The organism is Fibrisoma montanum (assembly GCF_003583365.1).
In the GTDB taxonomy this organism is placed as follows: domain Bacteria; phylum Bacteroidota; class Bacteroidia; order Cytophagales; family Spirosomataceae; genus Fibrisoma; species Fibrisoma montanum.
In genome coordinates this window covers 79,924-93,272 of record NZ_QXED01000017.1, presented here as the reverse complement: position 1 = coordinate 93,272, position 13,349 = coordinate 79,924, and the positions used below count along the sequence as shown (strand labels likewise).

Below are 13,349 nucleotides of genomic sequence, written 5' to 3'. Positions count from 1 at the left end.
TGGGCTGGTCGAGGACGATGATCTGCATGTCGCGGGTGATCTCGCCGATGAGCACGCCGTTACGCCACTCCTCGACGATGAAGGCGAAGTTGTACTGGCCCTCCTCGCCGGGGGCGTCCCAGCAGAGTTCGCCCGTGCTGGCGTTGATCGAGAACGAGGCCGGGCCCCCCGATTCGCTGTTGCGGCTGTATTGCGTAGGATTCTGATAACCAGGGTAATTCCGGCTGATGCACGGCGAGCCCGGAGCATCTTTAGGTACGCTCAGGCGGTAGGCCAGGCTGTCGCCGTCGACGTCGAAGGCGGCCGGGTTGTGGCAGAAGCGCTGGCCCACGCGGGCCGAGTCCAGGGGCGGGTTGAGCATCACCGGCGTAGAGTTGATCTGCAGGGCCGGGTTGATCACGATCGTTGTCGAGACGTAGAAACTTATGTTTAACGAGGCCGGCGGCAGGTTTCTCGTGTTTGCGTTCCGGTTAATGATCTGTATACCAATGGTGTAAGTGCCCGGGCCGGGAAATGTGTGCGTAACCCGGTATATGTTCAGGGATGAGCCAAAACCAATGGGTTGACGAACGCTACGGGATACGTCCTGGGTGGTTCCATCGCCGAAACAAAACGGGACAACACCCTGACCATCACTGGCTAAACGACCATTTTGTTCGTCAAAATAAGCCGTCAGGGTAATCTCATAAGTGAGCGAGTTAGGCGAAAGCCGGCGGGTCGTGATTTCCCCTGCCCGCACGTGCGTCGCATAGGTATAGCCGGGGCTGAGCAGACATAACCCGAGTATGCCCAGTCCGAGAGTATAGAAAAATCTCATACGTTGATGATTTCTCGTTTAACGCCAGAAACCAGCAAACCGGTACGTCTGCGGTATATATTCTAGGATACTGTCAATACGAACATTTTCTGCGGGTCAGACTTTGTAGAAACCGGGTCGGTTAAACAGGGTTTGCCAGAAAAAACGAAGGAAAATCCGGACCTGACCGGCAAACGCCCGCTGGTTATCCAGTTCGCTGAAAAGCGGCTGGCGATTACGGAGGTTCACGGCCATTTTCCACAGAAAAACGATGGGAATCATCGTTATGTAATGCAGGATCAGAACCAGGTAAGCGCCGGCTCCGTATTGTTTCCGGATCCAGAGCAGCTGCGACACCTGTACCTGGGGCTTGAAGCGGTTGATGTAGGTAACCTCATGCTGCTGATAGTCCGTACTGCTGCCGTATTCGAGATGCACGAAAGCGGCATTGGGCAACAACAGCATCCGCCCCTGCCGGCCAAGCCGATGCCCCCATTCTACATCTTCGCCGTACATGAAAAAGCGTTCGTCCAGCCCGCCCGCCCTGGCAATCGTCGACGGACGGGTCATCAGAAACGCGCCGGATAGCCAGTCAACCTGACTCGGGTCGGCATACTGCGTGTCGGGAACGAAGCGGTAGAGCAGCTTCTGAAAAAACGGCGTAATGGGAATGATGTAAAACGCCCGGCGCATCTGCCCGAAGGTAGTGTACAGGTTAGGCCGGAGTTGCCGGTCGCGGCTCAGTTGATGAGCACCAACGGCCGCTACGTCGGGGTTTTCGTCGAGTACCCGAACGCAGCGGGCCAGCAGGTTGTCGAGCAGCAGCGTATCGGAATTGAGCAGCAGTACGTTCCGGCCCTGCGCGTGTTTAATGCCCAGGTTGTTGGCCCGGGCAAAACCGGCGTTATAGCCCATGTCGAACCAGCGAACGGCCGGATACGCCTGCTGAATGAGGGCCTGGCTGTTGTCATTCGACTGGTTGTCAACAATAATGATCTCAAAATCGATGCCTGATGTATGCGCGTAGACGGACGCCAGGCAATTCAGAATCAACTGAGGAGTTTTGTAATTGACAATAATAATGCTGAGATCGGGCAAGACAGCGTATTGATAGTGAGAGGGCAAAGATAACCCTGCTGCGCTATAAACACCGGCCAGTAAATAAGACTCCGCTTAGTAAAGAACCCACGTATCCTTACCGCCCCCGCCCTGCGACGAGTTCACGACGAGTGATCCTTTCCGGAGCGCTACGCGCGTCAGACCGCCCGGGATCACGTTCACACCGTCGCCGTAGAGGATGTACGGACGGAGGTCAACGTGCCGACCTTCGGCATGATCGCCCACGATGCATGGCACCCGCGAGAGCGAGATGGTTGGCTGAGCGATGTAGTTGCGCGGATTGGCCCGGATTTTCTCCCGGAACGTATCGTGTTCTTCCTTGGTCGCTTTAGGGCCGATGAGCATACCGTACCCACCGGCTTCATTGGCTTCCTTCACGACGAGCTCGGCAATGTTCTCCAGTACGTATTCACAATCGTCCGGTTCGCGGCAAATGTAGGTTTTAACGTTCTGAATAATCGGCTCCTCGTTGAGGTAGTACTTGATGATGCGCGGTACGTACGCGTAAATTACCTTGTCGTCGGCGACGCCCGTGCCGGGGGCATTGGCCAGGGCTACGCGGCCTTTTTTATAGACTTCGAAAATGCCGGGTACGCCGATCAGCGAGTCGGGATTAAAGGTTTTTGGATCGAGGAACGTATCGTCGATGCGCCGGTAGATCACGTCAACAATCTGGAAACCTTTGGTGGTCCGCATCTTTACGTAACCACCCGACACCACCAGATCGCGGGCTTCGACCAGTTCAACGCCCATCTGCTGCGCGAGGTAGGAGTGTTCGAAATACGCTGAATTGTAAATGCCCGGCGTCAGAACCACCACGGTCGGTTTGGGTCGATCAGCAATGTACTGAAGCAACTGAAGCAGTCGCGTCGGATAGTCAGAAACGGGCCGGACACCCGTCTGGGCCAGTACTTCCGGAAAAGTCTGCTTGGTCAGTTCCCGGTTTTCGAGCATGTAGGACACCCCCGACGGGCACCGTAGGTTGTCTTCCAGCACCATGAACTGGCCATCGTCGCCCCGGATCAGGTCCGTACCAGTGATGTGGCACCAGATGTCTTTGGGCGGTTTCAGCCCAATGCAGGGCGGCAGGAAACATTTGCTGGATTCGATCAGGTCGCGCGGTACGACGCCGTCGTTCAAAATGCGCTGTTCATTGTATACATCGTCAATGAACATATTGATCGCCTTAATTCGCTGAATCAGACCCAGTTCCAGCTGATTCCACTCGGCCGATTCGATGATGCGCGGGATGATGTCGATGGGCATGATCCGCTCAGTACCTTCGCCTTCGGAGTATACATTGAACGTAATGCCCATGCTCATCAGCGCCCGTTCGGCGGCATGCTGCCGGCTGATCAGTTCCTCACGAGTCAGTTGCTCAACACGCTGCCGGAAAGGAGTGTAGCCGGGCCTTACCTGACTATCGCCCGCGAACATCTCATCGAAAAAGTTTTCGATCTGATAATCGCTGAACGAAAAGTTAACGGCAGCTGTCTGTCCTTGCGATTGGGTCATTCCGTTTAGCGTCTGAGTTTGTGCTAACATAGTCGGTGAGCGTTTTTATGGAACAATATATGGCAAAACGGCCAGAAGGCAAAATAGGCTCTTGTAAGCTTGTAAGGATTAGGGATTTTTTTGATAGGTTGTCTTAGTTTATGCTGGTTTCTTTTTGACTGACTTTGTCGAAATTTTGCTTACTACCATCAGACACAAAGGGCTCAGTTTAACCTTATTGCTTTGGAAAAGTGTCTAGCTTACAACCTCACTCCGAACCGCTCGCCCAGTTCGTCCAGGCTTTTAATGACCGGTTCCAGTACGGGTATGCCCGTGACCAGCCGTTCGGCTTCCATAGCCCGCTCGGGATCGCCGGGGACGAGCACGCGCTGGCCTTCCACGGCCTTCGCCGACCGGAACCGCTGAATCCAGGTGTCCATGTGCGCTTTGAAATCGTCGGCTGGGCGGAAGGCGTCAATCCGCATCGCTCCGAAAAAATGGCCCGTTCCAATGCCTACGCCCTCGTCGGCCTGCATGAAGCCGGCCGTGGCAAAGGGCGGTACCCACGGGCCGTAGTTGGCACCGGACAATACCCCCGAAAAGATGTCGACAATGGCACCCAGACCGTACCCTTTATGGCTGCCGTGTTCGCGGTCAGAGCCGAGGGGGAGCAGCGCCCCGCCGTTTTTTACCGCGTTGCTGTCGGTGGTGGGGCCGCCGTCGGCGGCCTGTGCCCAGCCGATGGGCGCGGGCTGGCCTTTGCGCTGCAGAATTTCGAGTTTGCCGTAGGCAACGGCCGTTGAAGCAAAATCGGCCAGAAACGGCGGTTCGGTGAGGGCCGGAACCGCCACGGCGATGGGGTTCGTGCCGAGCATTTTCTCCAGCGAAAACGTGGGAGCGACGAGTGGGGCGGCATGGGTCATGGCCTGGCCGATCATGTCGTGTTCGGTAGCCAGCAGGGCGTGGTACCCCGCGATGCCGAAGTGGTTGGAGTTCCGAACGGCTACCCAGCCGGTGCCGGCCACGCGGGCTTTTTCGATGGCGATCTGCATGGCGGCCGGCCCGACCACCAGCCCAAGACCCCGGTCGCCGTCGACTACGGCCGTCGATGGGGTTTCGTGCACCACCCGAATGCGGGGCTGCGGATTCAATCGGCCGTGGTCGTACAGCCGGATGTAGCCCGGTAGGCGGGCTACGCCGTGCGAGTCAACGCCCCGCAGATCGGCGCTGATCAGTACGTCGGCGGAGAGTCGGGCGTCGGCCTCGGAGCAGCCAATGGCCACAAAAATCTGTTCGGTGAAGGTACGGAGTCGGTTGGCGTCAATCATGCCCGCAAATTAGCCAACGCCCGCCGAAAGGGTTAAACTTTCCAAAAAAATCGGGCCGAATGGTCGGTTTTGGCGTTATTGGAAACAACTACCGTCATTCATTCTATGCAATTGGTTCCTGTTCGCTTCCTGCTTCCCCTGCTTTTAACCGGCTGTCTGGCCCTGACGGCTACCGGCCTGATGGCCCAGCCGACCGATACCTTGACGACCGAACAGCTTCTGCAACGCAAAGGCGCTTCCTACACGGCCCTGATCAGACCATCGCGGTACCTGGCGCTCGATGTGAACCATGCGCTCGGAGGTTTCCGGCGCCATCGGTTTTTTCAGGGCACTGAAATTCACTTCAAAGCGCGGGGCGAAAAATACCGCGAGCAGTTATACGACGTTTCAGACAGTACATTCAGTATTCTGGTTGCCAATGAGGTTATGAACCGCGACGAACCCGTTACGTTCCGGCTCGATGAAGTGCAGCGTATCTACATTCACCGCCGGATTCCGTTCGTCACGGCCGCCGGTACCATGCTGCCGATTGCGGGGGTCGTCTATTTTGCCGCCGGCGTAATCAACTCCGGACAGATTGACCCCACGTTGCTGCCCGTCACGGGTATACTCGCCATGAGCGGGGGAATTTTTCAGCAACTGAGTAATCCACGGTACCGGATCAACAAAAACCACCGGCTGCGCGTCCTGCGAACGTATTGACGTCAATTCCATTGCTGAGGCTGCTACCAACGGCGCTCTTTTTTCGGTCGGCAAATCGGCTGGTAAAAGAGCGCTTATTTATGTATATGTAGGTATTTTCTAATTTTTTAAAAAAATAGTTTTAAAAAAGAGGGTAACTTCTGCTGAAAAATTGATCATCCTACCAAAGGCACTCCCGGTTATGATCAGACGCTTACCCTCAGACGAAGCACAACAACTCTGGCAGGAATACCGGGCGGGCGACATTTACGCCCTCGCGAAGCTGATGCAGACTTACTACGCCGATCTCTTTCACTGGGGGATGCGTCTGCATGCCGACCGTGAGTTCGTAAAAGACTGCATCCAGGAGGTGTTTGTCAACCTCTGGAAGATACAGGATACCATTAGTTCGGTCGAGAATGTACGATCATATCTGCTGGTCGTGCTCAAAACCCGCATCCTGCGCGAGTTGTCAAAAACGCACGGGGCCCATCAGGCCGATCTTTCCGATGACTACTCATTTTCGGTGGAGTTTGCGGCCGACATCCGACTGATTGAAGAGGAACACGAAGTATACCAGATTCGCCGGCTGGAGCGCGTACTGAATCACTTACCACAGCGTCAGAAAGAACTTATCTACCTGCGGTTCTACCAGAATCTGAGTTTCGAACAGATTGCGGAGGTTATGCACCTCGGTCGGCAATCGGTGTATAATCTGCTGCAGAAATCCCTGAACAGTCTGCGTAAAAACTGGACCATCTGCACCGTAGGGCTGCTGTTTTACCTGCCGGAGACCCTGTCGAGCCTCGTATTCTAAACAAAGCCAACGTAATGAAAAACTACGAAGCCTATACGGTAGCGGATTTTATCGAGGACGAGAGCTTTCAGGAGTGGGTGCAGGGGCGGGGTAACCGGCAGTCATTCTGGCTGTCGTTTCCCGAGCGTTATCCCGACAAACTGGAAGCGTTTCGGCAGGCCGAACAGTTCGTGCGGGCGGCAACCGTGGCTCCGGAGCGCATTAGCGAAGCCGAAATCCGACGCGAAACGGAAAAGCTGATTGAAAGCGCGGGTTCGTACAGTCCCTATCGGCAACTGGTTTCATCGGACCTTAATGACGAGGAAGCATCGACTCCGATCAGATACCCGTTTCGGTGGGGCCTGGCCGTGGCCGCCGTTGTAGCGGTTGTTATCGGCCTGCGGTGGTACGGGTCTTTTGATCAGCCCCGCCAGGTACCGGCTCACTTACCGGAAGGGCCAATAAACCAGTTAGTTGAGACGGTCAATAATACCCCGCATCTGCTTCGGGTCGCGCTGACCGACGGCTCGGAAGTGGTGCTGAGCCCCAAAAGCCGGCTTCGTTATCCCGCTCATTTTGCGGCCGATTCCCGAACCGTGTACCTGACGGGAGAAGCCAGCTTTTCGGTGACGCGACGTAACCAGCCGTTTATGGTCTACTCCGGCGAAACGGTCACGAAAGTGCTCGGTACCCGTTTTGTTGTGCGGGCCTTCGACTCGGATAAAAAAATCACTGTTCAGGTACGCTCGGGAAAAGTATCGGTATACAGAGCCCGGGTTAATCAGAACGCCGGTAACAAAGAGGTAAGCGGTCTGATACTGTACGCGAACCAGGCCGCCATTTTTGAGAAGAGCGATGGGAATCTGACCAAGACGCTGGTCGCTAACCCGGCCATAGTTACCCAAAGCAGTCAGGAAACGCAGTTTGTATACGATGCGGTAGCGCTGTCGGTGATTTTGCGCCAATTGGAAAAGAGTTACGGAATTCCGATTCAGTTCGATGAGCAGAGTTTTCTGGAATGCCGGATTACGGCTACGCTTTCGAACGAATCGCTCTACGAAAAGCTGGATCTGCTGTGCAAGGCAGCTTCGGCAACCTACCAGATAACGGATGGTCAGATTGTGATCAGCCGGCAGACTATTCATTAACGAGTTACTTGCCCAGAGGCTGCTCTACGGAGGGCTCTCAATCCTAACCCCTTAAACCGTCAAAACAATGAGAAAACACCTTTACAGGCAGCGCTGGCTGAAGCTCACAAGGTTTTCGCTGACGCAAGGTTTAGTTATGTTTTTACTGGCAGGCGTATCCTATGCGTACACCACCAATGCGCAGGAGTACCTGAGTAAACGCCTGACGTTACGCGCCGAAAACCAGGAGATCAAGAAGGTACTGACCGACATCGAAAAGGCAACGGGCGTGCAGTTTGTGTACAGCTCGGAAGTGATCGACGCCCGGCAAAAGGTTAGTGTTCAGGCAACGAACTCCACGCTGGAGGAAGTGCTGATCAAATTCTTAAAGCCGCTCAAAGTCAGTTATGAACTGGTGGGCAGAAAGATCGTTCTGTCAGCCGGCCCACCGGCCTCCGACGCGACAGGGGCCGTTGATCTGAACAAAGCGGCCGATGAATCCGCATCACCCAGGCGCCTGGTGGCGGGGAGGGTGACCGACGAAAAAGGCATGGGTCTGCCGGGCGTAAGTGTCCTGATAAAAGGAACCGCTACGGCGGACCGGCAGCGCGGTACGAGTACGAACGCTCAGGGAGACTTTCAACTGGATGTGCCCGACGCCCGCGACGGCGCTACGGTATTGGTATTCAGCTTTGTGGGGTACGAAAGTAAGGAGGTGGTCGTCGGTAATCAATCCAGAATAGACGTGTCAATGACCCCGGAAAGCAAGGCGCTTGGTGAAGTGGTCGTAACGGCGCTGGGTATCAAAAAGCAGGCGAAAAGCATTGGGTATGCAACGGCTACCGTGGCCTCGGAGCAGATAACGGTAAACCGCACGACCAACTTCATGAACGCCTTACAGGGCAAGATCGCTGGGGTAAACATTACCTCGCTGGGGTCTGGTCCGGCCGGAACCAGTAAAATCCGGATACGGGGGCAGTCCTCCTTCGGGGGCAACAACTCACCGCTGATCGTGGTCAATGGTGTGCCGATTGACAACACTACCTACGGGGCCAGGGGAGACGTATCTGAGCGGGGCAGCAACCGGACTTCCGACGGCGGGGACGGCCTGAGCAGCATCAACCCCGACAACATCGAAACGATGACGGTCCTGAAAGGAGCCGCAGCGTCGGCTTTGTACGGGTCACGCGCCAAAGATGGGGTAATCATGATTACGACCAAGACCCGAGGCTCCGGGAATGGCATTGGATTAGAGTACAATACCAACTTCACAACCGATACACCCCTCGATTACACGGACTATCAGTATGAATACGGGCAGGGCGAGAATGGCGTTCGTCCGACGGCTCCTTTTCCGACCTCCGGGCAGTGGAGTTTCGGGGAGAGGTTTCAGCCCGGCATGACGCAGATTCTGTTCGATGGCGTGGAGGTGCCGTACGTGCCGCAACGCAACCAAATCACGGACTATTACCGGGTCGGTAACACCTGGACCAACACGCTGACGCTTTCGTCGGGTAATGATTTTGGGGGTTTCAGCCTGTCTGTATCCAATCTGGACAATAAAACGATCTTACCGGGTTCAGGCTATAACCGAAAAACGATCAACCTGGGGTTTACCCAAACGCTGGCTAAGAAGCTGACGGTGTCGGGAAACATCAATTACTCGAACGAAACCCGGAAAAACCCGCCCAACATTGCTGAGCAGGACTACAGTCCGGTGGTGCTCTACAACATGGCGAACTCCATGCCGCTGGACCTGCTGGAAAAATACGCCACGGATGCCAACGGCAATGAGGTGGTCTGGTCGAGATTTACAAACCGCACGAATCCGTATTTTGCCCTTCAGCGCTTTGATAATATCAATACGGATCGCGTCTTTGGCAACCTGACCGCGCGGTACAATTTTACGGACTGGCTGTTCCTGCAGGCGCGGGTCGGCCAGGATTATTATTCGCGCGAACAGGATTATAACCTGCCTACCGGTAGCCAGCGGCAGCCACCGGCACCGGCTGGTTTTGTCAATGGGCAGTACGTACAGGATGTCCGAAACGTGCGTGAAATCAACGCCGATTTTCTATTGGGTGCGAACCGTACGTTTGGCAGCATCGGCGTCAACGTCAATGTAGGCGGTAATCAGATGTACCGGAAAATCAGCCGCCACAATGATTTCGTTCAGGATTTTTTCACGAGGGGGCTTTATACCCTGGGCAATGGCCGACTCCGCGACCCCGTTTACGAACTGTCGGAGCGGCAGGTGAACTCGCTGTATGGCTCGGCCGAAGTGTCTTACAAAGACGTACTGTTTCTGAATGGAACCGTCCGGAACGACTGGTTTTCTACCTTGTCGCCTGCCAACCGCAGCATTCTGTATCCCTCCATAACGGCTAGTTTTGTCTTCTCGCAGGCCTTCGCATCGGTGCTCCCGAGCTGGCTGACGTTCGGAAAAATCAGAGCGGCTTATGCCGAAGTGGGCAGCGATACCGACGTGTCGCCCTATGCCAACAACCTGTTCTACAGCATTAACTCTCAGCAATTTCCGTCGGCTGGCGGCACCCCGCAGCCCCTGGCCAGCATCAGTGGTGCCACGGTTCCCAATGCGAATCTGCGCCCTATGCGGGTGTCTGAAAAAGAAGTTGGGCTGGAGTTGAAGTTGTTCAACAACCTGCTGGGGCTGGACCTGACGTATTACGATAAACTATCGTCGGATCAGATCCTGCGGGCGCAGATATCCAATGCAGGCGGATACGCTAACCAATTGATCAACGTGGGCGAAAGCCGGAATCAGGGCGTTGAAATGCTGGTCAATTTTTCGCCGATCAGACTACCTGCCTTCAACTGGAATACCACCGTCAACGCAGCTTACAACGTCACGAAAGTGCTTAATCTGGGAAGTGGCGTCAGCGACAACATGATTACCGTCGGCACCGGCGATTTTACCGGCGAACTCCGGCAGGTGGTGGGTTTGCCGATAGGTCAGTTGTATGGATTTGGCTACCTGCGGGATGCTCAGGGGCGGCAGGTGTTCGACGCGGGAAACGGACGACCCTTGCGGACGCCCACTCAGATCAGCTTTGGTAGTGCGCTGCCGTTGTGGGTAGGCGGTATCACAAACAGTTTTACCTACAAAGGCATAAACCTGTCGTTCCTGATTGATTTCAAGCTGGGGCATAAAATGATTTCGGGTACCAACCACAACGCCTGGCGGCATGGTCTGCATAAAGCCACGCTGGTCGGACGGGCCGAAAATTTTGTCATCGGCAACGGGGTCAATCCGAACGGCGAGACGAATCAGACCAAATCCGGGGTACAGGCGTACTATGAAACGGTACGTTCGCAGAACATTGCCGAAGAGTTTGTCTACAACGCCGGTCTCTGGCAACTCCGGCAAGTAACCCTCGGCTATGATTTCAGCCGGTTCCTGCCCCCGACCCTGTTTATCAAAGGGGTTCGGCTGAATGCCGTGGCCAACAACGTCGCCGTGCTGAAGAAGTGGGTGCCCAACATTCACCCCGAGCAGTTCGGCTTTCCCTCCGACAACCTCATCGGCCTGGAAGCCACCGGTTTGCCGATTACCCGCAGCGTAGGCTTCAACCTTAATGTTCGGTTTTAACGATCTCACAGTTGCTGATTCCCAAACCATCAGGACGACCATGAAAAAGATGACTATACGCCAGTTAAGCTGGCTCATTGCCTTGTTCTGGCTGGCATCGTGCGATAGCGGGTTTGATGAAATGAACATAAACCCGATTGCTCTGACAGCCGTAGAACCCAGCTATCAGCTAAACACCGCCATTGTAGCCAGTACACCCGGCTACGGAAATCTGAGTTACGAAACGACCATCGTAAAGCAGATGATTACGCCGTTCAGCGGGCAGGGGTCGGCGGCTAATTTCAACCAGGACAATCGCAGCGTAGCGGCCGGAAACTGGAATGCGTACTACCCCAACATCATCCGGGAACTAACCGACGTGATTACCAAAACGAAGGATAATCCTGACCGCTCGAACCTGTACAACATGACGCGCATCTGGAAAGCGTATTCCTTCATGGTGTTGACGGATACGTACGGTGACATTCCGTACGCGCAGGCCGGAAAAAGCTATCTGGAAGGAGTAATTGCCCCTGTTTATGACACGCAGGAATCAATTTACACCGATATACTGACCGAACTGGAAACCGCATCGGCGGCTTTGAACGCAGCCAGACCTAAAGTTGCTAACGACGTTCTATACGACGGTGACGTCGTGAAATGGAAGCGGCTCGGCTATTCGCTGCTGTTGCGAGCCGCCATGCGACTGTCTAAAGTGAATCCAACCAAAGCCGGCGAATACGTAGCCAAGGCTGTTGCGGGGGGTGTTATGCAGTCCAATGATGACAATGCCGTTATTCGTCATACCGCCAACTTCTCCAATCCCGTCGGGTCGCAGCTGAACGGGGGGCAATCGGCATTTTTCTATCTGGCCGACGATTTTGTCAGTTTCCTCAGCCGGACGAACGACCCGCGGCTGGCTTCCATCGCCGTCCGGTACGTTGGGGCAACGAGCGGTGCACAGCAGGTAGAATCGCGGGCGAACCGCAGCCCGGGTGTGCAGATTGGCGCACCATTGGGCTACGATAATACAACGATTGGCGCTGCGGTGACAGCCAGTAAACTGGCCAGTTTGTGGGATTACAGCCAACTCGACCGTACGCGAATGGCCGCCCTGCTGGCTCCGAGCTTTCTGGTCACCTACGCTCAAACGCAGCTGTTACTGGCTGAGGCTGTCGTGCGAAAATGGACAACGGGCGATGCCGCGACTCTGTACGCCAACGGCATACGAGCCCACATGCGGCAGTTGGCGCTGTACGGGGCCAGCACCGCCATTGCCGAACCGGCGATAACCGCCTACGTTCAGGCTAATCCGCTGGCGGCTGGTAAGGAACTGGAGCAGATCAACACCCAATATTGGGTCGCTTCATTTCTGATCGGCCCGGAAACGTGGGCGAACTTCCGGCGAAGCGGTTTCCCGGTTCTCACACCTAACCCGTATCCCGGCAGCGATCTCAAAACGGAGCCTTTTATCCGGCGGCTGACGTATACCGACGCCGAGTTGAACGTGAACAAAACCAACGTCGAGCAGGCGATTGCCCGCCAGGGGCCTAACCTACTGGATACCAGAATCTGGTGGGATAAAAAGTAGAGCGTACCCTTTTCTGTCTTCCTGCTACATGAAGAATCTGAAGCAACGATTAAAGCAAGGCGAAACCCTGAATGGGTGTTGGTTAAACCTGGGTAGTTCACTGACCGCCGAGATCGTTGGTCAGGCTGGGTTTGACTGGGTATTGATTGATCTCGAACACGGAGCGGGCACTGAAAAAGATGTGTTGTTTCAACTACAGGCGCTGGAACACACGGCCGCGGGTGCCATTGTGCGCGTGGAAAGCTCCGAAAGCCAACGAATCCATCGAGTACTCGACATGGGAGCAGAGGGCATCATGTGCCCTAAAATCACCGATCCGGCCGATGCCCGGAAGGTGGTCAACGGCCTGCATTATCCGCCCCACGGTAGCCGGGGGGTAGCCAAGATGGTGCGGGCCAGTGGATTCGCTCAGAATTTCAATCAGTATTATCAGGAGGCAAGGGAAACGATTCTGGGCGTGGTGCAGATCGAAACCGTCGACGTACTGAATCACCTGGATGAAGTGGCAGCCATCGACGGTGTCGACGTGTTGTTCATCGGCCCCGCCGATCTGTCGATGGAGCTGGGTATTTTCGGGCAGTTTGATCATCCGCGCTTTAAAGAAGCTGTTCGGGAAACGGTCAGTGCTGCTCAGAAGGCGGGGAAAGCGACCGGCATCCTTTTCTTTAATCCGGACGACTACCAGATGTACCATGACCTCGGCATTCGGATGATTGCCTGCGGAGCCGACGCTACGTTCGTTGCCGATGGTGCCCGCAACCTGGCCAAAAAGCTGGACGGTTTCAGAGCCGTGTATAAATAGTTTGTGGTTTGTGGTTTGTAGTTGGT

Annotated in this window: 9 protein-coding genes and 1 pseudogene; 6 read left to right on the top strand and 4 right to left on the bottom strand. The window is 55.2% G+C overall.

Going from position 1 to position 13,349, the window contains the following annotated elements; genetic code table 11:
* From DYU11_RS31720 to DYU11_RS31705, 4 genes and pseudogenes are all read right to left on the bottom strand, one after another.
* Window positions 1-817: pseudogene (locus DYU11_RS31720) on the bottom strand (gliding motility-associated C-terminal domain-containing protein); the annotation flags it as partial.
* A 96-nt stretch (window positions 818-913) separates the two neighbouring features.
* Window positions 914-1,894, bottom strand: coding sequence for a glycosyltransferase family 2 protein (locus tag DYU11_RS31715; RefSeq protein WP_199736857.1), 981 nt, complete (start codon window positions 1,892-1,894; stop codon window positions 914-916).
* A 75-nt stretch (window positions 1,895-1,969) separates the two neighbouring features.
* Window positions 1,970-3,460: a circularly permuted type 2 ATP-grasp protein gene (locus DYU11_RS31710; RefSeq protein ID WP_119671772.1), complete on the bottom strand. Its 1,491-nt coding sequence runs from the start codon at window positions 3,458-3,460 to the stop codon at window positions 1,970-1,972.
* A 209-nt stretch (window positions 3,461-3,669) separates the two neighbouring features.
* Window positions 3,670-4,737 carry an Ldh family oxidoreductase gene (locus DYU11_RS31705; protein ID WP_119671771.1) on the bottom strand — a complete coding sequence of 356 codons (1,068 nt, stop codon included), beginning with the start codon at window positions 4,735-4,737 and terminating at the stop codon, window positions 3,670-3,672.
* A gap of 105 nt (window positions 4,738-4,842) precedes the next feature.
* Here DYU11_RS31705 and DYU11_RS31700 point away from each other — a divergent pair, with 105 nt between their 5' ends.
* The 6 genes from DYU11_RS31700 to DYU11_RS31675 all read left to right on the top strand — a co-directional run bounded on the left by DYU11_RS31700 (window position 4,843) and on the right by DYU11_RS31675 (window position 13,323).
* Window positions 4,843-5,439 (top strand): hypothetical protein, encoded by a 597-nt coding sequence (locus DYU11_RS31700; protein ID WP_119671770.1) that lies wholly within the window; start codon window positions 4,843-4,845, stop codon window positions 5,437-5,439.
* A gap of 181 nt (window positions 5,440-5,620) precedes the next feature.
* Window positions 5,621-6,235, top strand: a complete 615-nt coding sequence (locus DYU11_RS31695) for an RNA polymerase sigma factor (protein WP_119671769.1) — start codon at window positions 5,621-5,623, stop codon at window positions 6,233-6,235.
* 14 nt (window positions 6,236-6,249) lie between these two features.
* Window positions 6,250-7,362 carry a FecR family protein gene (locus DYU11_RS31690; protein WP_119671768.1) on the top strand — a complete coding sequence of 371 codons (1,113 nt, stop codon included), beginning with the start codon at window positions 6,250-6,252 and terminating at the stop codon, window positions 7,360-7,362.
* A 67-nt stretch (window positions 7,363-7,429) separates the two neighbouring features.
* Window positions 7,430-10,951, top strand: coding sequence for a SusC/RagA family TonB-linked outer membrane protein (locus DYU11_RS31685; RefSeq protein ID WP_119671767.1), 3,522 nt, complete (start codon window positions 7,430-7,432; stop codon window positions 10,949-10,951).
* A gap of 40 nt (window positions 10,952-10,991) precedes the next feature.
* Window positions 10,992-12,521, top strand: coding sequence for a SusD/RagB family nutrient-binding outer membrane lipoprotein (locus tag DYU11_RS31680; RefSeq protein WP_119671780.1), 1,530 nt, complete (start codon window positions 10,992-10,994; stop codon window positions 12,519-12,521).
* A gap of 28 nt (window positions 12,522-12,549) precedes the next feature.
* Window positions 12,550-13,323 carry an HpcH/HpaI aldolase family protein gene (locus DYU11_RS31675; RefSeq protein ID WP_119671766.1) on the top strand — a complete coding sequence of 258 codons (774 nt, stop codon included), beginning with the start codon at window positions 12,550-12,552 and terminating at the stop codon, window positions 13,321-13,323.
* Window positions 13,324-13,349: the final 26 nt, after the last annotated feature.

Excerpts from the sequence above, each read along its gene's own strand:
- DYU11_RS31710 (WP_119671772.1), bottom strand. The coding sequence starts at position 3,460 with ATGTTAGCACAAACTCAGACGCTAAACGGAATGACCCAATCGCAAGGA.
- DYU11_RS31705 (WP_119671771.1), bottom strand. The coding sequence starts at position 4,737 with ATGATTGACGCCAACCGACTCCGTACCTTCACCGAACAGATTTTTGTG.
- DYU11_RS31700 (WP_119671770.1), top strand. The coding sequence starts at position 4,843 with ATGCAATTGGTTCCTGTTCGCTTCCTGCTTCCCCTGCTTTTAACCGGC.
- DYU11_RS31695 (WP_119671769.1), top strand. The coding sequence starts at position 5,621 with ATGATCAGACGCTTACCCTCAGACGAAGCACAACAACTCTGGCAGGAA.
- DYU11_RS31690 (WP_119671768.1), top strand. The coding sequence starts at position 6,250 with ATGAAAAACTACGAAGCCTATACGGTAGCGGATTTTATCGAGGACGAG.
- DYU11_RS31685 (WP_119671767.1), top strand. The coding sequence starts at position 7,430 with ATGAGAAAACACCTTTACAGGCAGCGCTGGCTGAAGCTCACAAGGTTT.
- DYU11_RS31680 (WP_119671780.1), top strand. The coding sequence starts at position 10,992 with ATGAAAAAGATGACTATACGCCAGTTAAGCTGGCTCATTGCCTTGTTC.
- DYU11_RS31675 (WP_119671766.1), top strand. The coding sequence starts at position 12,550 with ATGAAGAATCTGAAGCAACGATTAAAGCAAGGCGAAACCCTGAATGGG.